The organism is Neoactinobaculum massilliense, from assembly GCF_900604955.1.
GTDB classification, from domain to species: Bacteria; Actinomycetota; Actinomycetes; order Actinomycetales; family Actinomycetaceae; genus Neoactinobaculum; species Neoactinobaculum massilliense.
On record NZ_UWPE01000001.1, the window covers coordinates 306,478 to 328,979 of the forward strand.

Consider the following 22,502-nt stretch of genomic DNA (forward strand, 5'->3'; position numbering starts at 1 on the left):
ACGTCGTCGTGCAGTCCCTCACTACACCCTGGAATCTTTGACCGTATAGGCGTGCGCGGATAGTATGAAGTGTTGTTGCATAGCTCCGCGGTGCTTATCCCACTCGCCACGGAAGCCTCCAGCACAAGATTTATCCAGCGGCGCCGCTTCGCGCGCGTCGAAAAGAAAACGAAGGGTACGCAAGTGCGCACGTATTCACCTAAGCCCGGGGACGTCGAACCCAAGTGGTACATCATTGATGGTACCGACGTTGTGCTGGGCCGCCTGGCAGCTCAGGTTGCCGCCCTGCTCCGTGGGAAGCACCGTCCGAATTTCGCTCCGAATGCTGATCTTGGCGATCACGTGATCGTGATCAACGCTGCGAAGGTCAAGCTGACCGGTAGCAAGCTCGAGCAGAAGAAGGCTTACCGTCACTCCGGTTATCCGGGCGGCCTCAAGGCCACCAGCTACACCGAGCTCATGGCCACGGCGCCGGAAAAGGCCGTGCTCAAGGCTGTGCAGGGCATGCTGCCCCACACCCGGCTCGGCCGTCAGCAGCTCACCCACCTGCGCGTGTTCGCGGGCGCTGAGCATCCGCACACGGCACAGCAGCCGGAGCGTTACGAGCTCAAGAAGATTACGCAGTAAGTTTTCCCGGAACAGGATTTAGTACATGTCAGAAACCACAGTTGACGCCACCGTCGACGAGGAATTCTCCGGCTCCTACACCACGGAAACGGAAGTCTCCCGTCCCGGTCAGGGCGTGTCCGCCACTCAGCCGGGTCAGGCACTCGGCCGCCGCAAGGAAGCAGTTGCGCGCGTCCGCCTGGTCCCCGGCACGGGCGAGTGGAAGATCAACGGCCGCGCCCTCACCGATTACTTCCCGAACAAGATTCACCAGCAGCTGGTGGAGTCCCCGTTCGTGCTCCTGGAGCTCCAGGGCCGCTTCGATGTCATCGCCAATATCCGCGGCGGCGGCATCTCCGGGCAGGCCGGCGCGCTGCGCCTCGGCATCGCCCGCGCGCTCAACAACATTGACCGTGAGGCCAACCGTCCGGCGCTGAAGAAGGCCGGATTCCTCACGCGTGATGCGCGCGCCGTGGAACGCAAGAAGGCCGGCCTCAAGAAGGCTCGCAAGGCTTCCCAGTTCTCCAAGCGTTAAGTCGCATTTTCCCGAGTGGATTGCTCGGGCTCAAATGGCACCGCTGCGGCGGTGCCATTTTTATGTCCGGATTGGGCGTTGGATGCGGCGGGTCGGCGCGGGCGGCGCGGAGAGTCAGGCACAGCCCCAATCGACCACTCCTGAGTCCGCCGCGGCCTTTGCTTTGGCTGCTGGTGTGCTGAACTGATGGTTTTCTCTTGAGTGGATGGTGAATTGCCGGTTGGAGGGCTCCTGAGGCGTCCAAACCGGAAGTTTTTCGTCACCTGAAGAGTTCTCTTACTGTTCAGCGAACCCTTCCCGCCGGGGAGGGTCGGGCACAGTCCCAATTGACCACTCTTGAGCCCGCCCAGGTATCCCGCTCGCGCGGTCCTTCGGGCTGCGGCGGCGATCAGCGCCGTTCCAGGCTCGGCCGGCTGGGCCTGGCTCGCCGCGGGGCATTCCGGCGCTTCATCAATCGGCATGTCCTTCTCGGGCCCCATCCGCAAGGCTCTCCAGGGTGTTGTTCGTGGCACCGGCCTCCCGGGTACGGTGCAATAATGAGGCGGTCTTAGGAGGAAGAATGCCCCGACTGTTTGGAACTGATGGCGTTCGCGGAGTGGCGAACAAGGAACTCACCGCTGAACTGGCGCTTCATCTGGGGGAGGCGGCGGCGCGTGTGCTGCTCGCTGCCGGTGGCGACGCGCGGCCGCGGGCTGTGGTGGGGCAGGATTCCCGTCTGTCGGGTCCCATGCTGGCGCAGGCGGTGGCGGCCGGTCTGGCTGGAGCGGGCGTGGACGTGGAGCATGCTGGCGTGATCCCCACTCCGGGCATTGCCTATCTGACGGCTGAAGCCGGATATGACCTGGGTGTGATGATCTCTGCCTCCCACAATCCTATGGAGGACAACGGCATCAAGTTCTTCGGTAAAGGCGGATTTAAGCTACCGGATACCGTCGAGGATCAAATTGAGGGCCTCCTGGGTGAGGAGTGGGAGCGCCCGACGGGCACCGGCGTCGGCTCTATTACAAACGCAGCCGGACACGCGGACCAACTTTACATTGACCACCTGCTCTCGGCTATTGACGTCCGTCTGGATGGCCTCACCGTGGTGACCGATACGGCGAATGGTGCCACGTCCAATGTGGCGCCGGAGGCGTTCCGTAGGGCAGGTGCCACGGTCATCACGATTAACAACGATCCGGCCGGCGACAACATCAATCGCGACGCCGGTTCCACGCATCCGGAGGGCCTCCAGCGGGCGGTGGTCGAGCACGGTGCGGACCTGGGTGTGGCCTTCGATGGCGACGCCGACCGCTGCCTGGCCGTCGATAGCGCGGGAAACCTGGTAGACGGGGACCAGATCATGGGGATTTTTGCCGTCGCGAAGAAGGAGGCTGGCGCGCTCTCGCATAACACCCTCGTGGTCACCGTCATGAGCAACCTGGGCCTCCTCAACGCGATGAAGGAGCGCGGCATTGCCACGGTGCAGACGGCTGTGGGGGACCGCTACGTGCTTGAGGAGATGAAGCGGGGCGGGTTCGCGCTGGGCGGTGAGCAGTCCGGTCACATCATCAATCTGGAGAAGGCCACCACCGGTGACGGCACGCTCACGGCCCTGTTGCTGGCCCAGCGGTTGGTGAAGACGGGGCAGTCGCTCGCGGAACTTGCGCGGGTCATGACGCGGCTGCCGCAGGTGCTTATCAATGTGTCCGGTGTGGATAAGGCGGCGGCATCCACGAACCAAGCGGTGCTGGATGCGGTGGCCGCGGAGGAGGCCAAGTTGGGCGACGCCGGCCGCGTGCTGCTCCGCCCCTCTGGGACGCAGCCGCTGGTGCGCGTCATGGTGGAGGCCGATACGGAGGCACACGCCCAGGAAGTCGCGGAGCGGCTGGCTGACGTGGTGAAGGAAAATCTGGCGCTATAAGTGCCTGACGGCGGGCGGCCGGCGAGCCTGGTACGACGCCGGTAGCTCACGTTAGCTGTCAGTTTCGTTTGGGACGGGCTAGGTACGACGCCGGTGCGCGTCGTTCGTGCGCGGGGCGTGCGGCTACGTGGCCCAGAGGGTTTCCTATGCCGCTCTACCGTCCCGGCTACGGCCTCCGAATAAGCAATTCCTGCACACGGTGGTGGCGGTCGCTGCGCAGCACAATGTCCGCCCGGTCCCGCGTGGGCTCCAAATTCTCCACCAGATTCGGCAGATTAATCTGCTCCCATACCATCCGGGTGGCGCGCACAAATTCCTCTTCCGGCACCGCCAAATACTGTGCATAGAAAGAATTCGGATTTTTGCGGGCCTCATCCAAATAATCGAAATTCCGGTCGAGGAACCACTGGCCGATATCGTCACGGGACGCATCCAAATAAATCGATGTGTCCACAAAATCCGCCACGTCAGCCATGATTGACGTTCCGGAACGCAAGAAATCCTCGGGGCTTTGGGACGCCGTACCCCGTTCGACGTCGTCCTCACCGATGCGAAGCGAGGTGCCGGTACCGGCGCCGTGGTTTTTCGGGGCGCCGGCGACTCCCGCGGCAGCCTGCTCACGTTGGGAGCGGGTGAGAAGCATATTGTGCAGGTCGGCGTCCGCGGGGGCGGAGGAATGCGCGTGGACGCGGAGCCCGGTTGCCCAGAGGCCGGTGGGCTGAAGAACATTGAGGCCGTCGAGAATAAGGACGTCTGGCTGGTTGACGAGCATGTGTTGATCGGGAAGAACGTCATAGGTGGCGTGATCATAGATAGGCGCCGCAACCGCCGGCTGGCCTGATTTAATACGACGGAGGAAATCGAGGAGCCCGGGGATGTTGTAGGACTCCGGAAAACCCTTACGCTCCGTGAGACCGAGGCGAGCGAGTTCCGCGTTCGAGTACAGAAAACCGTCCGTGCTCACCAGATCCACGCGAGGCGTGCCGGGGTATGCGGCGAGGAGCTTTTGGAGAAGCTCGGCGATAGTGGATTTTCCGGCGGCCACGGATCCGGTGACGGAAAAAATGATCGGTGTGGGGCGCACCTCGCGGCCAAGGAATGCGCTGAGTGCGGCGCGCCCGCGGCGTACCGCCTCCACCTTGACCTCAAGCATGGCTGCCAGCGGGCGATACACCTGGTCCACTTCCTCCGGGGCAACGGCCGAGGAAAGGATTGCGGTGGAGGCCTGCTCCGTGCTAGAGGCGTGCGTGGCGAATTGGGTCCACTCGGCGCGCGAAAACGCCATGAGATGCGGCTGAGGCATGCGTGCAGTCTAGTGCCCGACGTGCGCTATGAAAACGCGGCGCTGCATACAGGATGGCGAGATAACGGCGGCGCCCGTGAAAGCGTAGCCCGGACGGCAGTGGCCCTGAGAAAACGGTGGCAAAACGGTGACGCTAGTAAGGGCGGCGCTAACAAACGTGAGCGGAACGGTGGCGGGCGGCGTCGAGCATAGGAGCACGTAGATGGGACGAATACTCCCTACACGCAAAGTTAGGTGGCGTAAGTTCATCTAGTGGAGGGATCCACCGATGAGATGGGGCTGCGATGACCAAAACGCCACATGGAATCAAACAGGACGTATGGAACACGGATATTGCTGACGCGACGAATGCGTTCATCAGCACGATAACGACATGCTAGTGCCATCGAACTGCTTCCGGGCTGTTAATGATGGAGATCGAGGCTCGCGCGATGAGTGATACGACGTGGTTGGGTTTTGGTGTGGCGTTTGCGCTGGGTTTGTTTGGGGCGTTGTCTCAGTGGCATGGGCGTAAGGAGATCGAGACTGATGGTGAGGTGGTGCAGCGCGCCCCGAAACGTATGAAGGTCGGCGGAATCGTCGCGCTAATCGCTAGCGTATTTGGACTTGTCGGTATTGTCGGTTCCATCGCGCTTGTGACGATTGATGGTTGGAATGGGACGGATATTTTCTTTTTGATACTTTGTGGGGTTTTGGGCTCATTTTTTGCGTATATGGGATGGTGGTGTCTTTCTTATTATCGGCATCGGGCATTGATTGATGGCGTGGATGAGGCGACGGTGTGGAATGTGAGGGGCCGGAAGCACGTGTATGCCCATAAGGATGTAGTGAAGCTCGCAAGTGACCGGTCCGGGTTCTTTTTGGTGTTTTGGACGTGTGAGGGGGAGAAGTCCCGTCTAAATGGTGGCTGGATGGATTGTTCTAATCTGTTGCGGGATTGTGCCCTGTATGCGGTGAAGGTGCCGATTTCTTTGCGGGATTCGTTGACCGTCGCCTAAAACCTCAACATAATTCAGCTATCAATGCGATCTTGTAACAAGATGCCGGTCGAGCAGAACAGATAGATTGAGCGATTGAGGTGAGCAGTGTGCGGTGTTGCAGCTAGGTATGTCTCGTCTTGGTATGGTTTCCCGGATGGCCGCCCAACCACCTGGACGGACCCGACGGGCCGCACTGCCGAAGGCGCGATGCCGGTACCAGGAAGGGCACTGGGGCCCGCCACCATGCGGCGCACCACCGTCACCCGCGATTCGTTTGGCCGTATCACAGGCGTGGAGGATGACGCGGGCCAGGCGGAACTGGTGACGTATGACTCCGCCGGGCGCCTCGCCGAAACGCGCGTGGACGGGCGCACCCAGGTGGCCGTGGACTACCACGAGGGTGGCCGGCGTGTGGTGGTACGGGATTACACCCACCCGGCTGGCGCGCAAGTGACGCACGAGGTGGTGAAGGATCGCCGTGGGCTGCCGGTGGCGCGCACCACCACGGTGGATGGCAAAGAGACCCGCTGGGCGTGGACGTATGATCGAGACGGCCTGCTCACCGAGGTGAGCCTGGACGGTGACGCGTGGCGGTACGAATATGACGCGGCCGGCCGGCTTACGGCGCTGGTGGCGCCGTCGGGCGCGCGTGCGGAGGTAAGCACAGATCACGACGGGCGGGTGCGCTGCGTGGATGCCGGATTCACGATGCGCGCCTGGGATTACCGGCAGGGATTCCCGGTACGCATGGAGGTGGACGGCGCCTCGGAGGAGCGCACATATGACGCCTGGGGACGGCTCGCGGGACTCCGAAACGGGAACGGTAGTTTTGTGTTCACCTACGACGCCGCCAACCAGCTCACGGGGGTAACGGGCCCGGAGGGTGCGCGCGAATTCTCATACGACCCCGCGGGCAGACTGGTGCGTGTGGCCGCTGGGACAGCGGAATCGACCTTCGCGTACGACCGTGCTTCACGGCTGGCGGCGCGCATCACACCCGAAGGAAAGGTGGCGTACACCTTTGATACGGGTGGGCGCCGGGTGGCCACCCAGACGGCGAACGCGGTGCAGCGCATTGAGTGGGACGGGCGGGGGTGGCCCAGCCAGGTAAAACTAACTGGGGTTGGCACTACCACGGGTACCCACGAGAACAACGTGACTGTGCCCGTGTGGGTGAACGGTCTGGGCGAGCCTACGGAACTGGGCGGATCCCGCTTTGACTGGAACATAGCCGCGCCGGTACCGCAGCTGATGCGGGCACGCGGCGCGCGCGTGTGGCATCTGCCCGGCGGGGCGGTCCAGCGTGACGGTGTGCTCCCCAAGGGCGTGACGGTGGCTGGTGGCCGGCTGTCCGTGGACGGCATGGGCTGGATGGGGGCTCGGCTGGCCGATCTGGCTTCCTTCGCGTTTGTCAGCCCAGATCCCGCGGTGCCCGCACCCGGCAGCCTGTGGGAGGCGAACACATACAACCTGCTGGGTAATAATCCGCTGAATCTGGTGGATCCATGGGGTACCGCGCCGATTACCGACGCTGACCTCTCCGCGATTGACGCCTACAACGAGAACCGCAATAACGCGGGGCAGAGGTGGGCGAATATCATTGTTGGAATTGCTGCGGTTGGCGTCATGGCGGTTGGCGCGGCTATATTAGCTTTCAACCCAGCCACACTGGCTGGAATGCTAATTGTCAGCGCCGTTGGTGGAGCCACCATTGGTGTGGGTAGTTCTGTACTGAGCCAGATTGTTGGCGGTACGAATGTTAACGAACTTAACTGGAAGCATATCGGGGTCAATGCAGCGCTTGGTGCGGTTAGCGGGGTAGTGGGTGGCGTAGTGGGTAGGGCTGTGGATTTGGCTGGTGAATCCATGCTTCCCGAGATTACGCAAGCAGGACAAGGAATAACGGAGACGCTTGCAGAACAGCTCCCGCGCAATGCACTTTCATCGGGTGTCTCGGGTGCTATCAATGGCAGCGCACCCGCTTTAGAACAAGTGAGTGATGGCAAAGGTCTCAACAGTCGCCTGTTGATGAGTGGCATGGCTACTGGCGCGGTGGCGGGTCTCTATAGCGGCAGTGCCATAACAGGTGGTGGAGCAATAGCTAGCGGTGGTATTGCCCGCGCAGGGTTCTCTGAGGCCGTGAGCAACAGGGGTGGTCAGCTTATCGGTGGGGGCATTGCTGGGGCCGTTAGTGGTGGTGTGGAGTATGCCGTAACAAGCCAATTACCGGGCGCAGGTCCCTATTCGAATTCCGATTTCCTAAGTTCTCTCATTATCGGCGGCGTGGGCGGTGGCACACCAGGATATGAACCGGCATCAGCTGAAAAATAGTAGCGATTGAGAATTAGGAAAGAAGGCAGAGTGATGCGGTGGCTGTCCGTTGTATTGATTGCAGTTGCGCTCTCAGTTGGGGGCATGATCTCGTGGATTCCTCGTCAGGAAGGTAAATCTGAGGGAAGTGTTCAGCGTCCAAGCAAATCTCTCAGGAGCTTTGGAATTGTATTTTTCGTACTGGGAGTGTGGGTTTTTGTAGCGGGAACTGCTGTTATTTTTCTGAACTTTATCAACGGTGCAGTTCTTGGAATGTGGATTTTTGCGATATGCAGTACTCTCCTAGGTGCCCTTTCGATTGTTCTGGGATGGTCCTGTTTGAATTATTACCGGGTGAAGTGGGTTCGTGATGGTGTGGGTGTGTTTGAGGATGTGGATTGGCGTGGGCACCGCCGCGTGATTCGGCATGAGGATATTGTGCAGTGGGGTAAGCCGCCGTTGAGTGAGTTGGTGGCTGTGTGGGATCGGGATGGCCGGGCTGTTACGGTGAATTTGAAGTTGTTCCGTGCGCCGAATCTTATTGCTGCTGCGCAGAAGTATGGGACAAAACGGCGGGTGCCGATTCATATGGATATTGGTTTCTAGGAGATCCTCATGCGTTGGGTGTTTATTGGGTTGTTTGCGGCGGCGATGTCGGTTGGGACAGTGGTGTCCTGGGGTCCTCGTCGGGAAGAAACGGACGAGGGTGAGGTGCAACGCCCGACAAAGACACTGTTGAAGTTTGGCTGCATTCTTACCGTGTGCGGGGTATTCGTCACCGTTCTCTCGGCCGCGTTCTTTGTGATCGCCTTGGTGGAATGGGGACATCGAGATGCACAAATTGGGTTTGCGTGCTTCGCGGTGGGCGGTGTTTTCTCTGCGTGCCTTGGTTGGGCGTATTTGAATTATTACCGGGTGAAGTGGGTGCGTGATGGTGTGGGTGTGTTTGAGGATGTGGATTGGCGTGGTCGGCGTCGTGTGATTCGGCATGAGGATATTACTGAGTGGGGGTGGGCCTCCGGAAACATGTTGCTTGCGGTGTGGGGCAAGGATGGCCAGGTGGTGAATGTGAACTTGAAGCTGTTCCGGGCGCCGAACCTGATTGCTGCGACGAAGCAGCGCGGCACCCGGAAGAAGGTTCCCTTCCGCCTCAACCAGGGATTCTGACCTGGGCGACCGTAATTTTCCCGCAGGTAGTTGGTTTCCGCGCGGCACGTCACCCGCACGTCTGCCCGTGCCCAACGTGCGGTGCTGACTCACGCACCTGCCCACGTCCCACGCGCCCGGCGATAGGTCCGCACGTCCGTCCACGTCCCACGCGCATGCATGTCCGCCATAACCCGCGCGTCCACCCGTGCCAAAGGTCCGTTGTCTGTTCTGTAGCAGCGTGTTATCGCCGCCGCGTAGAATCCCCGGACGTGTGTGGAATTGTTGGATACGCAGGGCCCGCGCCCGCAAGTGACCGTCCTCTCAACGTTGTCCTGGCAGGCCTTAGCCGCCTCGAATATCGCGGCTACGATTCAGCCGGTGTGGCCGTCGCATCCGCCAGCGGCCTAGCCGTGTGCAAACGCTCCGGCCGCCTCACGAACCTAACCGCCGCACTGGAGGCTGATCCCCTCGCGCCCGGCATCAGCGCTATGGGACATACCCGCTGGGCCACCCACGGCGCGCCCTCGGACGTCAACGCTCACCCGCACCTGTCCGCCGACGGCCGCGTGGCCGTCATCCACAACGGCATCATCGAAAACTTCCTCGAACTGAAAGCCCAGCTGGCAGCCCGCGGCATCACCCAGCGCTCGGACACGGACACCGAAGTAGTAGCGCAACTCCTCGGCGTCGAACTCGCGGACGGCACCGCGGCCACGCTCACCGAAGCCATGCTCCACGTGGTAGCGCGCCTCCAAGGCTCCTTCACCCTGGTGGCGCTAGACGGCCAGGATCCCGCCACGGTGGTGGCCGCCCGCCGCAATTCTCCGCTCGTCGTCGGCCTGGGCAACGGTGAAAACTTCCTCGGCTCGGACGTCTCCGCCTTCGTGGGCGAAACGGACCGCGCCCTGGAAGTGGGCCAGGACACCGTCGTCGTCATGACGGCAACGAACGTCAAACTCCTGGACTTCGCAGGAAACCCCGCCCAGGGGCGCGAGTACACCATCACCTGGGACGCGAAAGCCGCGGCGAAGGACGGCTACGCCACATTCATGGACAAGGAGATCCACGAAGAACCCCACGCCGTCGAGGAAACGCTGCGAGGCCGGCTGGTGGACGGGCACCTGGCGCTCGACGAAATGCGCATGGACCCCGCCCTGTTCCGCTCCGTGGACAAAATCATCGTCATCGCGGCCGGCACCGCCTCCTACGCGGGACAGGTGGCGCGCTACGCCATCGAACACTGGTGCCGCATCCCCGTCGAGGTGGAACTAGCCTCCGAATTCCGCTACCGAGACCCCGTGGTCAGCGAGAAAACCCTTATGCTCGCCATCTCCCAGAGCGGAGAAACCATGGACACGCTCCAGGCTATGCGCCACGCCCACGAACAGGGCGCCAAAGTACTCTGCATCTGCAATACATACGGCTCCTCGATTGCCCGTGAATCCGACGCCGTGCTCTACACCCACGCGGGCCCCGAAATTGCCGTCGCCTCCACCAAGGCTTTCGTGGCGCAGATCGCCGCCGCCTACCTGCTGGGCCTCTACCTGGCGGAGGTGCGCGGCAATAAATACCCCGAGGAGGTTGCCGGGTACCTTGAAGAACTCTCCCGCATGCCCGGGCGCATAGAAAAGGTGCTGGAGCAGGAGGAGAGCATCCGCGCCCTCGCCCGCACCATGAAGGACAAAACATCCTTCCTCTTTCTCGGACGACACGTGGGATTCCCCGTGGCTCTTGAAGGTGCACTCAAACTCAAGGAAGTGGCCTACGTACACGCGGAGGGCTTCGCGGCCGGTGAACTCAAACACGGTCCCATCGCGCTGGTCGAGCCGGGTCTACCCGTGTTCTTCATCGTCCCCACCCCGCGCCGCCCCGAACTACACAACAAGGTGATCTCCAACGTCCAGGAGGTGCGCGCTCGCGGCGCCCGCACCATCGTCATCGCCGAGGAGGGAGATAACGCCGTCACCGACTACGCCGAGCATGTGTTCCGCGTCCCCCTCGGCACCCCCACGCTCATGATGCCCATGGTTACCGTGGTGCCGCTGCAGATTTTCGCCTCCGAAATGGCCGCGCAGAAGGGGTACGACGTCGATCACCCCCGCAACCTGGCCAAGTCCGTCACGGTGGAGTAGGGCGCGGGGTTTATCGACGCGTTTCGAGGTGCGGACAGCCCAGGCCGGCGCGGTTTCACGTGCGTAGGCTGCACGTGGAGGATCCGATGATTAAGGCTTATTCTGTTGCGCACATTCGAGACGCCGAGGCGCCGCTCCTAGCGGCCGGCGAGCCGCTCATGCAGCATGCGGCGGCTGCGCTAGCCACCGCATGCATTCGGCTGCTCAGGTGCCGCGGTGGCGTGTACGGTGCCCGCGTACTCGTGCTGGTAGGCGGTGGCAACAATGGCGGTGACGCGCTGTTCGCGGCCGCGCGGCTAGCCCGGCGCGGCTGTACCGTCCGGGTGATTTGCTGTGCGGAGGGCATGCACGCAGCCGGCTGGCGGGCCGCCAAGTGCGTGGGTGCACGGGAGGTAGCCGCGGCGGAGGCGGAGCTTGAAGCGGCCCGAGCGGACCTCATCATTGACGGCATCCTCGGCATTGGCGCCCGCGGCGGCATACGCGAACCGGCGGCCGGCATCGTCATGGCCGTGGGCCGCGGGATTTCGGGGGCGCGGGCCGCAGTTGTTGCCGTGGACGTGCCCTCTGGCGTCGACGTGGACACCGGCGGGGTTGAAGGCCCGGCATTGCCCGCCAACCTCACGGTCACCATGGGTGCGAATAAGCCCGCACTGCTGCTGGAACCCGCCCGCAGGCTGGCGGGGCACGTGATGGTAGTGCCGTTGGGCTATGAGCTCCCGGCGCCTGATCTACGCGCGGTGGAGGCGAGCGACGCCGCGGCGTTGCTGTGCGCCCCCGGGCCGGATGATTCCAAATACACGCGCGGCGTGGTGGGCGTGCGTGCCGGCACCGAGCAATACCCCGGGGCCGGGCTCATGGCCACGGCTGCGGCGCTCGCGGCCGGCCCCGGCATGGTCCGCTATCTTGGGGCGGACGCCGTTGCCGAGCTGATTATCCGCGCCCACCCGGAGGTGGTGCGCGCTAATGGACGTGTCCAGGCACACGTGGTGGGTCCGGGCGGGGCGGCTGGGGAGACGGACGTCCGGGAGGTACTCGCAAGCGGCCTGCCCGCGGTCATTGATGCGGAGGCCATTCTCGTTGCAGCCAGCATAGGGGGCCTCGCCGAGCACCACGTGCTCACGCCACACGCCGGGGAGGCCGTGGCACTCGCCGCCCACCTTGGACTTTCGCGCGAGGGCGCCCCCTGGAGCCGCGCGCTCATCGAAGCCCACCAGCTGGAAGCGGCCCGGGCGCTCGCGGCGGCCACCGGCGCCACGGTCATGCTCAAGGGAGCCGTGGACGTGGTGGCCGCGCCCACCGGTGACGCCTACGCGCAAGGGGGCGCGCCCGGATGGCGGGGTACGGCCGGCGCGGGTGACGTACTGGCGGGGCTCACGGGCGGGCTGCTAGCCCACGCGGCGGCGCTGGCCATGGAACCGGGCGGTGCCGCCCGTGTGGCCGCCACGGCCGCCTACATTCACGGTGTGGCAGCGGCGATTGCGGCTGATACGCTGTTCAATGATCCCGCCAACCGTGCCGGTCACCCCATCGGGGCCACGGATATTGCGGCGTCAATTCCCGCCGCCATCGAAGCAATAAGGAAGGCCGCATGATTTTTCCGGGACGCTTGGACATTAACGCGGTCGCCCTTAAGCAGAACGTGGCCGCCGTACGCGCCCACCTCACGGGCCAGAAGGTGATGGGCGTGGTCAAAGCAAACGCCTACGGTCACGGGCTGCTCGGCACCTCGCGCGCACTTATTGCGGCGGGCGTGGATTATTTGGGCGTGGCCCAGCTGAGCGAAGCGGAGCAACTGGCCGCCGGGCTCGCCGCTGACCCCGCCATGCGGCGCGTTCCCATTTTCGCCTGGCTATTCGGCCCGGATGCGGATCTCGAGGCGGCGAGTGCGGCCGGCATTGAGCTCTCCGTCGGTTTCCCCTGGGTGCTGGACAAATTGGAGGCGCTCCCGGCGGGTGCCGGTATTCGTGTCCACCTCGGCATGGACACCGGAATGGCGCGCGAGGGATTCGCGCCCGCTGACGTCCTACCCGCAGCCCAACGCCTTGCCGCGCTGGAAGCTCGCGGGACGGTGAGCGTCGTCGGCCTGTGGAGCCATCTCGCGGGTGCGGACCACCCCGAGGAAAACGAACTCACCCGTATCCAGGTGGAGCGTTTTGAACAGGCGCGCCGAGACGCGCGGGCGGGTGGACTACATCCGCAACTGGAGCACCTGGCGGCCTCCGCGGCCGTGTTCTGGCATCCCGCCACCCTCTACTCGATGGTGCGTGTGGGCATCGCGCTTTACGGGCAGGCGCTCGACTACACCGTGGGGACCGCCGTGGACCTTGGGTTACGGCCCGCCATGACCCTGTCTGCCCCGATTGTTGCGGACCGCTGGGTAGAGGATGGCACGGGCATCTCCTATGACCACACGGCCCATACCACCCGGCGGACCCACCTCGCCCTGGTGCCGGTGGGCTACGCGGACGGGCTGCCGCGTTCCATGGCCAATCGCGCCCAACTTCTGGTCAACGGACAGCGCTGCAGGCAGCGTGGCGCCGTATGCATGGACCAGATCATCGTGGAGGTGCCGGCCGGCGTGCGGGTAGGGGACCGCGCCTACCTGTTCGGGGACCCGGCGGTAGCCGGCGGCCCGGTGCCCTCGATCGAGGAATTCGCGGGTTTCGGCGGCTTCGACTCCTTCGAGCTGTCCGTGCGCCTCGCCGAACACATTCCCCGCCGTATCGTTCGCGTGGAGTAGCACGACGCCGGAGCGGCGCGCCCGCACCATCGGGCGTTCCTGCGTGGTCCTGGAGACTACCTACCGTGCCGCTGTGTCCATCGGTGCGCGGTCCGCGTAAAGTGTCGCGGCAGGAAGCTTTGAAAGGACCGGCAGTGACTCAGTATCCGGGTAGGGCCATCATCAGCGTGGACGCGCTGAGGGAGAATCTTGCGGCGGCGCGCACCCATCTTTCCGGCCAGCGGCTCCTCGCCGTGGTGAAGGCGGATGCCTACGGGCACGGCGTGCTCGCCGCGGCTCGGGCGTTCCTCGACGCCGGAGCGGACTACCTGGGCGTGGCCGAACTGCGCGAAGCGCTGGACCTTTCCGCGGCCCTCGGCGCCACGCGCACGGTCCCCATCTTCTCTTGGATATTTGATGACACGGTGGACTTCCGCGAGGCCGCAGCGGCGGGCATCGAAGTATCCGTCGGCGCCACATGGGTGCTGGACCGGCTGGAGGATCTGCCCGCCGGCGCCGGAATTCCGGTGCATATTGGCGTGGACACGGGGATGGCACGTGAAGGATTTGCGCCGGCCGACGTACCGGCGGCCGCATCCCGGCTCGCCGCACTGGAGGCGCGGGGCACCGTACGGGTGGTGGGCTTGTGGAGCCACCTCGCCTGTGCCGACGATCCGGCACGCCCGGAGGCGACGGCCCGGCAGGTTGAATTGTTCGAGGAGGCCCGGCGGGACGTACGCGCGGCCGGCATCCACCCGGACGTGGAGCACCTGGCGGCATCCTCCGGGGTGCTTTGGCATCCGGAAGCACTCTTCTCCATGGTGCGCCCCGGAATCATCCTTTACGGCCTCTCCCCGAATCCGGCCGTGGCCACCGCCGCCGAGCTGGGAATTCGTCCGGCCATGCGCGTCGAAGCCCCCATCATTGCCGACCGCTGGGTGAAGGATGGCACCGGTGTCTCCTACGGACACACCGCGCACGCGACAGGCCGCACCCACCTGGGGATCGTGCCGCTCGGCTACGCGGACGGCATTCCGCGGGCGGCCTCCAACCGCTGCGAGGTGAGTATTCGGGGTCAGCGCGCGCCCATTATCGGCCGCGTATGCATGGATCAGTTTGTTGTGCGCCTGCCCGAGAATGCACGTCCGGGGGAGATGGCCACCCTATTCGGCAGTGGCAGCAGCGGCGAGCCGACAGCGGATGAGTGGGCTGAACGCATCGGCACCATCGGGTACGAAATCATCACCCGCATCGGTCCCCGCGTGCCTCGCGTGTATGAGGGCGCCTAGTACGACGCCGTTCGCCGCGCTGTAGAACGGGTGGTCTACTACTCACGGTCATGGGATTGGACGCTGCGGCGTCGTCGAATAGAAGGCTGTAGCGCGTAGGATGGTGCGCGCGAAAAGGGAGCAAGAATGAAAATTATCGACGCGGATGCGATGCGCGAATTCGGCCGCATTCTGGGCACCGTGCTTCAGCGCGGCGACCTCGTGATGCTGGAGGGGCCGCTGGGCGCCGGGAAAACCACCATGGTGCGCGGTATTGCCGAGGGCATGAACGTGTCCGGTCGGGTGACCTCACCCACGTTTGTGATCGCTAATGTGCACCATGCCCGCGAGGATGGGCCGGACCTGGTCCATGTGGACGCCTACCGGCTGGCCTCGCTTGAGGAGCTAGATGCGCTGGACCTGGACACCTCACTGGAGGATGCCGCCACCGTCATCGAATGGGGCGAAGGCAAAACCGAGGTGCTCACACCGGATCGTCTCCAGATTCACATCAACCGCCCCGAGGGCTCTACCGAAGGGGAGGACGTGGTGGACCTCTACCGGGACGCTCCGCGCGAACTCGTCCTGGAGGCTACCGGCGCGCGCTCTGAGGCACTGGCCCGCGATATCGCACAGAAATGGGAGGAACGATGAACATTTTGACCATTGATACGTCCGACATTCCCGTGGTGGGCGTGATCGCTGGTAACAAGGAACTCGCGCGGGTGACGGATACGGATTCGCGCCACCACGCCGAACGGCTCACTCCCATGGTGAAGCAGGCGCTGGCCCAGGCCGGCATCGAGCGGCCGGACATGATCGTCGCCGGCACCGGCCCGGCACCGTTCACCGGCCTGCGTGCCGGGCTGGTGACGGCCCGGACGCTTGCCTTCGCGTGGGACGTGCCGCTGGTAGGTGTCAGTTCGCTGGAGATCATGGCAGCGGCGGCGCTCACGGACGGTGCATCAAGCGTGGTGGTGGCCACCGATGCACGCCGGCGCGAACTCTACGTGCTGGTGTCCACGGCGGAGAACCGTCACGGTGACCCCGAGATTGTGCCGCGGGCGGACTTCGCGGACTTCATGGCGAAGCACACGGATGCCACCCTGGTGGTCCCGCGCGAAGGTATCTGCGCCGAACTTGAGGGTGCCACGGTGGTGACGGTCACGCCGGAGCACATGGCTCGCCTGGCTCTGCGTCATCAGGAAGAGAACAAGGCTGGCGCCTCCATCGATACGGGCACCACGCCGCAGTACCTGCGCCGCCCGGATGCGGTGCCGGCCGTTTCTCAGCCCGCCGCCAAGTAGGTCCGTACTGTGAGGCTCCCGCCGGATCTCACGCGTATCACGCCCACGCCCGGCTGGGCGCCCGTCCTTGCCCGGCTGGACCGGGCCATTTTCGCGGGTGAGGCCTGGAGCGAGGCCGCCTGGCGAGACGAACTCGGTGCGGCCACATTCATCGCCTACGTGCCACTCCAGGCGGCCAGTGCACTGCCCACCCCGGTGGCCGTCGGCGGCATCAGTATCGGGCCGGACGCGAACATTCTTACCCTGGGTGTTTCCCCCGAGCGCCGGGGAAAACACCTCGGCTCTCTACTGCTGGATGATCTGCTCACTGCCGCCCGTCTGGGTGGCGCCACCACCGCCTTCTTGGAAGTGCGCGTCACCAATGCACCCGCGCTGGCGCTCTACCGGTCGCGCGGCTTCGACGTCGTCGGTACCCGTCCCCGCTACTACGGCGGTGAGGACGGCTACATCATGCGGCTGGATCTTGGGGCGGAGGCGGCGCGTGTGGAGCCGGCGCCGGGGCGTAGAATGTAGCGCCGTGACTACCGTTCTTGGAATTGAAACGTCCTGTGACGAAACCGGCGTGGCGCTGGTGCGTGATGGCGAACTGCTTGCCGACGTCACCGCCACCTCGATGGATGAGTATGCGCGTTTTGGCGGCATCATCCCCGAAATAGCCTCCCGCGCCCACCTGGAATCCATGGTGCCCACCCTCTCTGCGGCCCTAGAGAAGGCGAATGTGAGCCTCTCGGAGGTGGATGCCATTGCTGTGACGGCCGGTCCGGGCCTCATCGGCTCGCTCACCGTGGGTGTATCCGCCGCGAAGGCGCTCTCGCTGGCGCTGGGCAAGCCGATTTACGGTGCGAACCACATTCTTGGCCACCTGGCCGTGGATGAACTGGTGGACGGTCCCTTCCCCGAACACTTCGTGGGCCTCGTGGTGAGCGGCGGCCATTCCTCCATCCTCGACGTCCATGACATCACCGGGGACGTCCACGAAATGGGCGGCACCATCGATGACGCCGCCGGCGAAGCATTTGACAAAGTAGGCCGCATTCTCGGGCTCCCGTATCCGGGCGGCGTGCACATCGATCGGGTATCCCGCGAAGAAGGCGACCGCACGGCCATCCGCTTCCCGCGTGGGCTCGAAGGTGGGAAGAACAAAGCCAAGCACCCCTATGATTTCAGCTTCTCCGGTCTCAAAACGGCCGTGGCCCGCTACGTGGAGGGCCTCGAAACCCGCGGCGAGGATATTCCGGTAGCCAACATCGCCGCCGGTTTCCAGGAAGCCATCGACGACACGCTCTCCGAAAAGTCCCTCAATGCCTGCGAGGCCGTCGGTGCGGACACGCTGGTTGTGGGCGGCGGCTTCTCCGCGAACTCCCGCCTGCGCGCACTCCTTGCCGAGCGTGCCGCTAAGCGGGGTATCACCGTGCGCATCCCGCCCATTCGCTACTGCACGGACAACGGTGCCATGATTGCGGCTCTCGGCTACAAGCTGGTTACGGCCGGTGTGGCTCCCTCGCCGCTGGACATGACCGTGGATACGAACATGGACCTTGAGCAGCCGGTCATGGCCTAGGGGTTCAACAACGCCGCTGTGCCCGGCCCGGTCCCGGGTACGGTGTTTTTGTTCGACGACGCCAGCAGGCCGGCCGTTGGCCTCGCGGACTAGTGGACTCTCTCCGTGATGAGCGCCCGGTGCTCACCGAGCAGACGCGTGAGAATAACCGTGAGTGCCGGACCACCCGGGGTTATCCGCGTTTTCTTCAGGCGCCGCCGGAACGCCTCCGGCTCAATGTCGGTGCCGCGCTTTTTGATGTCAATCCGGCCGGGCGCCAGTTCCGCCAGCCGTGCATCCACGGCCTTCGGGCGTAGCGGGAGCACGTCAAGCACGCGGAACGTGGTGGCGAAGGGGGAGCGGGGCGCGGCGCTCCCGGTCAGGTAAGCGATATTCGGGCTCACCGGTGCGAGCCCGTGTGTGCGGGCGAATGGTGCCACGCCGCCCGCACGGATAAGCGCGCCTGCCGGCTCCACCACGTAGTTTCCCAGGGGCGCAGGAGCAAGCGTTTCTGCCGGTGTATTCGGGGCGGTACCCGTGTTGTACTCCGCGGTTGTGCCATCGGCGGCCACGATGGTGGCGATCCGCGTGGGTGTGCCGAGCCTCAACCAGATCACCGCCTCCACCACCGTGCCGCCGGCCTCAATTCACTCGGCCTGGCAGTCCGCGGGCAGCGCCTCGTACTGAATCCCCGGTGCCACCTTGATGCCGGCGGCGGGGAAGCGGCGCGCCGTCTCCAACGCCCGCGAGAGCGGTGGGAACCAGGATTCCGGGTCCATGATGCGCCGGCCGGTGGCCGTGCGCCGGGCAGGGTCCAGCCACACCGCGCCCGCATGCGGCTGGTGCGTGGCGGCGTCGCCGGTGAGAACGTTAGCGGCAGGGGCATTCGCTTGGGCAAACACCGCCGTGGCCGGGGCCAGCTCCACCCCGGGGGCATCGAGCCCGGCCGCCGGAAGAGGGGCGGGGGCCCCGCCAATACCGCAACCCAGATCCACCACGGATCTCGCCTGGCGTAACCGGTATGCATGATGGGCCGCGACCGTCGCACGGGTGGCCTGCTCCAGGCCCATCCGTGTGAAAAACATGCGGGCGGCCGCGGGGCCAAATTTCGTCACCGCTTGTGCACGCAGATCGCGCAGCGTCAGCAGGGCGGCGCTGCGCTCGGCGCTATACCCGGCTCGGCGCAGATAGCTCGTGGCCGCCAAGGATTCGAGCGGAGCGCTCGCGGCCTGTTCGTAGGCGGCGCGGCCGGCAGGGCTCACCAGCCATTCGGCCGTTTCAAGCGTGGTCATAGTGCCCTCCTTGCGGTACAAAGCCTGTGCGGTACCGGGCGTACCGCGGTGCACCCCGCGTGGCACCGACCGTATCAGGCCGCCGCGGCAAACGCTGCGCTTCCAACGCACTTCGCGCGGTACCGGGCGGCGTCGTACCAGCGGTAGCTTTGGCACTCGCCTTGACCGAGTGCTAAAGCCGGCATACTCTAGTCCGTGGACGTAGTTCTACTACGGCTTGTGCCCGGTTCGGGCCCGGCCCCCGCGACGGCGGGTCCCGGCGCCAGGTACTAACACACGAGTCTAGAAGAAGAGGAGGAGACACATGACGGTCTCCATTAAGCCGCTGGAGGATCGCATCGCGATCCAGCAGCTCGAAGCAGAAACCACCACGGCATCCGGGCTTGTCCTCCCGGACACCGCCAAGGAGAAGCCCCAGGAGGGCAAGGTTGTGGCCGTGGGCCCGGGCCGCGTTGATGATTCCGGCCAGCGCGTGCCGATGGACGTCAAGGTGGGTGACGTGGTCATCTACTCCAAGTACGGCGGGACGGAAATCAAGTATGGCGAGGATGAGTACATCATCCTGTCCGCTCGCGACGTGCTGGCGGTAGTGGAGAAGTAGTAGCACACTGCCACTTACGGGGATCCTTCGGGGTCCCCGTTTTTGTATGCCCGTACGCCCTGGGCCGTGAGGAGCGGTCCGGTTTTGGTGCCGCGCTGTCTTGCACGACGCCATGTTGTACGACGTTGTCTGCTCCAGTAGTGCGTACGCGACGTCGTCCGGCTCTCGCTCGCGGGCCCGGTTTGTTCGGCGCCGCACTGCCGAATGGCCGTTAGAATTGCCTCACCGTGGGGCGCGACGGACGCATCCCGGGCATGCCGAGGGAAAGCTGGTTAGCATGGCAAAGCCATTTATTCTGGATACGGATACCGCTCAGGATGACTGCGTGGCGATCCTTTTTGGCCTCCTGCATCCGGAGGCGGATCTTCGCGCCATCACGATGGTTGCGGGCAACGTGGGCTTCAACCGGCAGGTGGAGAACGCCGTGATGACACTCTCGGTGGCGGGCAAGCTCGGTGAGGTTCCGGTGTGCGCAGGCGCCACCCAACCCCTCCTGCGGCCATGGGAGTCCGCGGAGAACGTCCACGGCACGGGCGCCGGCGAGCTTGAGCTGGACAATCCGTGGGATGCCGTTTCGGACGAGTTCGGTCCGGACGCCATCATTCGTCTCACCGCCGAGAACCCGGGCGAACTGAGCATCGTGGCTATTGGTCCGCTCACAAACATCGCCCTCGCGGTGGCCAAGGATCGCTCGCTGCCCGAACGCGTCAAGGGCCTCTACATCATGGGCGGATCGAATAATGGCCGCGGTAACGCCTCCGCGAGCGGGGAGTTCAACTTCTACGTGGACCCGGAGGCTGCGGAGATTGTCCTCACCGCCGGCTTCCACAACGTCAATATCCTCACCTGGGATCCCGTTACCCTCAGGGACGTCACCTATCCGCGCGCAAAGTACAATCTCCTCACGCAGTTGGGAACGCCGCTCTCGCGCTTCTTCGGCGCCGTTTGCGACACCACGCTTGCGTTCAATGAGTCGGTGGGAGTGGATGGTTCCACGCACCCCGATTCGGCCACGGTGATGAGCCTGGTTGATCCCGCCCTTGTGCTGGAAAGCAACGAATACCGCGTGGACGTTGAAACCTCGTCCAGCTTGACGCGCGGATTCTCCGCGATGGCGTGGGGAAAGTTCAACAACCAGCCGAACGCGACCGTGATTGAGAAGTATGACAGTGAGGGGTTCTACGAACAGCTCGAGAAGCTGCTCTCAATCGAAACCACGCCCTCGGTAGCAATCCACGGCATCACCGACTAGCTGGGCCGCGCGCCGGGCTGGGTTCCGTCCGGCGCACCTGACAAATTCGCACGATGTAGGCGCGCGCTGAGTGGGGAGAGAGATGGCAGGCGAGGACAGTTTGACCGTGGAACGTACGGCTTCGGGCATTCTGATTCGGAGGCCGCGCTCGGGCAAAATGAGCGCACCTCTGGTGGCAACGGCGTTGATTCTTGTCATCGCCAGTTTCCAATTGAACTCGACCATGCTTTCCCCGGCGATCGGGGACATGGCAGCGCGCCTGCATACCTCGACGGGCGTGATTGGCTGGTCCAGTAATATCTTCCTCGCGGTCGCGGCAGCGGTGGCCATCCTCGTGCCGCCGGTTGCGGACAAGGTGGGACGGAAGAAGGCCACCATCGTCTCCGTCATCGTCATGATTATTGGGACGGTTCTCGCGCTCGCGGCCACCACGCCCATGCTCCTCATTGTTGGTCGTGCCCTCCAGGGCGCCTGCGGGGCAACCTTTGCGCTGGGGAACCTCACCCTGCGCGCGATCCTGCCGGGAAAGAAGTACGGGTTCTATCTGGGGCTCGTCGCGGCGGTGAATTCCGGCGTGGCGGGCATCGACACCCTCCTTGGCGGCCTCATCACGGACCACTGTGGGTATCGCGGCATCCTCTGGGTGATTCTTATCCTGGAAGTCCTGGCCATTGGCGCCATCTGGATCTGGGATCCGGAAACCATCGTGGTGGACGCGCAGAAAATGGACTGGGCCGGTGCCCTCACCATGACCGGTTCACTCTGGTCCGTCAACATGGTGCTCACACTCGGGTTCGGTATGGCGGGTTGGGTGAGTCCCTGGACTATCGGGTTTCTCGTCGCCGCGGTGGTCCTCGGAATCACTTTCGCACTGGTCGAGCGGCACACCGCCGCCCCGCTGGTCCCGCTTGATGTCCTGGCACGGCGCGGCACCTGGGGCCTGCTAGCCACCACCTTCTTCACGATGGCGTCCGCTTTCGCCGTGCTGCTCTTCGCGCTTCCGGCCCTCTCGCAGGATGGCGCCGACGGTTTCGGCATGAGCGCAACCGTCTCCGCCCTCATGTACCTCATGCCGTTTTCGCTGGTGGGCTGGCTGCTTGGTCCGTTGGTCGGGAAACTTGCGCCGCAGATCGGCTACCGACAGTTCCTGCGGGGCGGCCTGGCGGGAAGTCTGGTGCTAATGATCGGCTGCGTCCTCGGCTACCAGGACCGATGGGTGCTCTTTGCACTCGCGATCCTCATGGGAGCAACCTATTCGGCCGCGTGCTCCACCACGCTTAACGGCCTAGGCGTGCTCTATTCGTCCGCCGATCGTCCCGGCGTGCTGCCCGGATTGAATTCGGCCGCGTTCAACATGGGGGCGGCCGTGGGCACGGGCGTGATGTCCTCGGTGGTGGTGCGAGGCATGGCCGCGGGGAAGGGCATCGCCTCCTACCGGGGTGCGCTTATCGTCGGCGTCATTATGGGCTGTGTTGCCCTCGTGTTCTCCCTGGCGCTTCCGGGGAGCGATAACGGCGAGGAGAAGATCTAGGTGTGGGGCCGTTGAGGACGACGCCGCCCCGGGCGCGCGACGCCGTCCGGCCTCGTAGCACGTGAACGCCGGTC

Annotated in this window: 21 protein-coding genes; 18 read left to right on the forward strand and 3 right to left on the reverse strand. The window is 64.3% G+C overall.

Annotated elements, in window-relative coordinates:
* Positions 1 to 183 precede the first annotated feature (183 nt).
* The 3 genes from rplM to glmM all read left to right on the forward strand — a co-directional run bounded on the left by rplM (position 184) and on the right by glmM (position 3,044).
* Positions 184 to 627 (forward strand): 50S ribosomal protein L13, encoded by a 444-nt coding sequence (gene rplM / locus EIH27_RS01365; RefSeq protein WP_124040088.1) that lies wholly within the window; start codon positions 184 to 186, stop codon positions 625 to 627.
* 25 nt (positions 628 to 652) lie between these two features.
* Positions 653 to 1,141, forward strand: coding sequence for a 30S ribosomal protein S9 (rpsI, locus tag EIH27_RS01370; protein WP_124039205.1), 489 nt, complete (start codon positions 653 to 655; stop codon positions 1,139 to 1,141).
* Positions 1,142 to 1,700: 559 nt separating this feature from the next.
* Positions 1,701 to 3,044, forward strand: coding sequence for a phosphoglucosamine mutase (gene glmM, locus EIH27_RS01375; protein WP_124039206.1), 1,344 nt, complete (start codon positions 1,701 to 1,703; stop codon positions 3,042 to 3,044).
* Between the two features lie 166 nt (positions 3,045 to 3,210).
* Here the strand turns inward: glmM and EIH27_RS01380 are convergent, their stop codons facing one another.
* A complete protein-coding gene (locus EIH27_RS01380) occupies positions 3,211 to 4,347 on the reverse strand; it encodes a type I pantothenate kinase (RefSeq protein ID WP_124039207.1) in 1,137 nt (378 codons plus the stop codon).
* A 431-nt stretch (positions 4,348 to 4,778) separates the two neighbouring features.
* On the opposite strand from EIH27_RS01380, the gene EIH27_RS01385 reads away from it, so the two are divergent.
* The 12 genes from EIH27_RS01385 to tsaD all read left to right on the forward strand — a co-directional run bounded on the left by EIH27_RS01385 (position 4,779) and on the right by tsaD (position 17,773).
* Positions 4,779 to 5,345, forward strand: coding sequence for a hypothetical protein (locus EIH27_RS01385; protein WP_124039208.1), 567 nt, complete (start codon positions 4,779 to 4,781; stop codon positions 5,343 to 5,345).
* A 189-nt stretch (positions 5,346 to 5,534) separates the two neighbouring features.
* Positions 5,535 to 7,658, forward strand: coding sequence for an RHS repeat domain-containing protein (locus EIH27_RS01390; RefSeq protein ID WP_124039209.1), 2,124 nt, complete (start codon positions 5,535 to 5,537; stop codon positions 7,656 to 7,658).
* A gap of 30 nt (positions 7,659 to 7,688) precedes the next feature.
* Positions 7,689 to 8,243, forward strand: coding sequence for a hypothetical protein (locus tag EIH27_RS01395; protein ID WP_124039210.1), 555 nt, complete (start codon positions 7,689 to 7,691; stop codon positions 8,241 to 8,243).
* 9 nt (positions 8,244 to 8,252) lie between these two features.
* Complete coding sequence (locus tag EIH27_RS01400; protein WP_124039211.1) at positions 8,253 to 8,804, forward strand: hypothetical protein; 552 nt, start codon at positions 8,253 to 8,255, stop codon at positions 8,802 to 8,804.
* A gap of 251 nt (positions 8,805 to 9,055) precedes the next feature.
* Positions 9,056 to 10,918, forward strand: coding sequence for a glutamine--fructose-6-phosphate transaminase (isomerizing) (gene glmS / locus EIH27_RS01405; RefSeq protein WP_124039212.1), 1,863 nt, complete (start codon positions 9,056 to 9,058; stop codon positions 10,916 to 10,918).
* Positions 10,919 to 11,004: 86 nt separating this feature from the next.
* Entirely contained in the window at positions 11,005 to 12,510 is a 1,506-nt protein-coding gene (locus EIH27_RS01410; RefSeq protein WP_124039213.1) for an NAD(P)H-hydrate epimerase, read from the forward strand.
* On the forward strand, positions 12,507 to 13,658 hold the full coding sequence (alr, locus tag EIH27_RS01415; RefSeq protein WP_124039214.1) for an alanine racemase: 1,152 nt from the start codon (positions 12,507 to 12,509) through the stop codon (positions 13,656 to 13,658). The genes EIH27_RS01410 and alr (EIH27_RS01415) overlap by 4 nt, the downstream gene beginning before the upstream one ends.
* A 134-nt stretch (positions 13,659 to 13,792) precedes the next feature.
* Positions 13,793 to 14,926: an alanine racemase gene (alr, locus tag EIH27_RS01420; protein WP_241152927.1), complete on the forward strand. Its 1,134-nt coding sequence runs from the start codon at positions 13,793 to 13,795 to the stop codon at positions 14,924 to 14,926.
* A 126-nt stretch (positions 14,927 to 15,052) separates the two neighbouring features.
* Positions 15,053 to 15,559, forward strand: coding sequence for a tRNA (adenosine(37)-N6)-threonylcarbamoyltransferase complex ATPase subunit type 1 TsaE (tsaE, locus tag EIH27_RS01425; protein ID WP_124039216.1), 507 nt, complete (start codon positions 15,053 to 15,055; stop codon positions 15,557 to 15,559).
* On the forward strand, positions 15,556 to 16,212 hold the full coding sequence (gene tsaB, locus EIH27_RS01430) for a tRNA (adenosine(37)-N6)-threonylcarbamoyltransferase complex dimerization subunit type 1 TsaB (protein ID WP_124039217.1): 657 nt from the start codon (positions 15,556 to 15,558) through the stop codon (positions 16,210 to 16,212). The genes tsaE and tsaB overlap by 4 nt, the downstream gene beginning before the upstream one ends.
* Positions 16,213 to 16,221: 9 nt before the next feature.
* On the forward strand, positions 16,222 to 16,725 hold the full coding sequence (locus EIH27_RS07940) for a GNAT family N-acetyltransferase (RefSeq protein WP_124039218.1): 504 nt from the start codon (positions 16,222 to 16,224) through the stop codon (positions 16,723 to 16,725).
* Positions 16,726 to 16,729: 4 nt separating this feature from the next.
* Positions 16,730 to 17,773, forward strand: a complete 1,044-nt coding sequence (gene tsaD / locus EIH27_RS01440) for a tRNA (adenosine(37)-N6)-threonylcarbamoyltransferase complex transferase subunit TsaD (RefSeq protein WP_241152928.1) — start codon at positions 16,730 to 16,732, stop codon at positions 17,771 to 17,773.
* Between the two features lie 89 nt (positions 17,774 to 17,862).
* Here tsaD and EIH27_RS01445 read toward each other — a convergent pair whose 3' ends face one another.
* Together EIH27_RS01445 and EIH27_RS01450 are read right to left on the reverse strand one after the other, a co-directional pair.
* On the reverse strand, positions 17,863 to 18,369 hold the full coding sequence (locus EIH27_RS01445; RefSeq protein ID WP_124039220.1) for a THUMP-like domain-containing protein: 507 nt from the start codon (positions 18,367 to 18,369) through the stop codon (positions 17,863 to 17,865).
* A gap of 30 nt (positions 18,370 to 18,399) precedes the next feature.
* Complete coding sequence (locus tag EIH27_RS01450; RefSeq protein ID WP_124039221.1) at positions 18,400 to 19,044, reverse strand: class I SAM-dependent methyltransferase; 645 nt, start codon at positions 19,042 to 19,044, stop codon at positions 18,400 to 18,402.
* A 304-nt stretch (positions 19,045 to 19,348) separates the two neighbouring features.
* Here EIH27_RS01450 and groES point away from each other — a divergent pair, with 304 nt between their 5' ends.
* From groES to EIH27_RS01465, 3 genes are all read left to right on the forward strand, one after another.
* Positions 19,349 to 19,645, forward strand: a complete 297-nt coding sequence (gene groES / locus EIH27_RS01455; RefSeq protein WP_124039222.1) for a co-chaperone GroES — start codon at positions 19,349 to 19,351, stop codon at positions 19,643 to 19,645.
* A gap of 277 nt (positions 19,646 to 19,922) precedes the next feature.
* A complete protein-coding gene (locus tag EIH27_RS01460) occupies positions 19,923 to 20,897 on the forward strand; it encodes a nucleoside hydrolase (RefSeq protein ID WP_124039223.1) in 975 nt (324 codons plus the stop codon).
* A gap of 82 nt (positions 20,898 to 20,979) precedes the next feature.
* Positions 20,980 to 22,428 (forward strand): MFS transporter, encoded by a 1,449-nt coding sequence (locus EIH27_RS01465; protein WP_124039224.1) that lies wholly within the window; start codon positions 20,980 to 20,982, stop codon positions 22,426 to 22,428.
* The last annotated feature ends 74 nt before the right edge of the window (positions 22,429 to 22,502 follow it).

What these genes read in the sequence shown, in the direction of transcription:
- groES (WP_124039222.1), top strand. Translation starts at nt 19,349, where the DNA reads ATGACGGTCTCCATTAAGCCGCTGGAGGATCGCATCGCGATCCAGCAG.
- EIH27_RS01460 (WP_124039223.1), top strand. Translation starts at nt 19,923, where the DNA reads ATGGCAAAGCCATTTATTCTGGATACGGATACCGCTCAGGATGACTGC.
- glmM (WP_124039206.1), top strand. Translation starts at nt 1,701, where the DNA reads ATGCCCCGACTGTTTGGAACTGATGGCGTTCGCGGAGTGGCGAACAAG.
- EIH27_RS01385 (WP_124039208.1), top strand. Translation starts at nt 4,779, where the DNA reads ATGAGTGATACGACGTGGTTGGGTTTTGGTGTGGCGTTTGCGCTGGGT.
- tsaB (WP_124039217.1), top strand. Translation starts at nt 15,556, where the DNA reads ATGAACATTTTGACCATTGATACGTCCGACATTCCCGTGGTGGGCGTG.
- EIH27_RS01410 (WP_124039213.1), top strand. Translation starts at nt 11,005, where the DNA reads ATGATTAAGGCTTATTCTGTTGCGCACATTCGAGACGCCGAGGCGCCG.
- tsaE (WP_124039216.1), top strand. Translation starts at nt 15,053, where the DNA reads ATGAAAATTATCGACGCGGATGCGATGCGCGAATTCGGCCGCATTCTG.
- alr (WP_124039214.1), top strand. Translation starts at nt 12,507, where the DNA reads ATGATTTTTCCGGGACGCTTGGACATTAACGCGGTCGCCCTTAAGCAG.
- EIH27_RS01380 (WP_124039207.1), bottom strand. Translation starts at nt 4,347, where the DNA reads ATGCCTCAGCCGCATCTCATGGCGTTTTCGCGCGCCGAGTGGACCCAA.
- rpsI (WP_124039205.1), top strand. Translation starts at nt 653, where the DNA reads ATGTCAGAAACCACAGTTGACGCCACCGTCGACGAGGAATTCTCCGGC.
- EIH27_RS01400 (WP_124039211.1), top strand. Translation starts at nt 8,253, where the DNA reads ATGCGTTGGGTGTTTATTGGGTTGTTTGCGGCGGCGATGTCGGTTGGG.
- EIH27_RS01465 (WP_124039224.1), top strand. Translation starts at nt 20,980, where the DNA reads ATGGCAGGCGAGGACAGTTTGACCGTGGAACGTACGGCTTCGGGCATT.
- EIH27_RS01450 (WP_124039221.1), bottom strand. Translation starts at nt 19,044, where the DNA reads ATGACCACGCTTGAAACGGCCGAATGGCTGGTGAGCCCTGCCGGCCGC.
- EIH27_RS01390 (WP_124039209.1), top strand. Translation starts at nt 5,535, where the DNA reads ATGCCGGTACCAGGAAGGGCACTGGGGCCCGCCACCATGCGGCGCACC.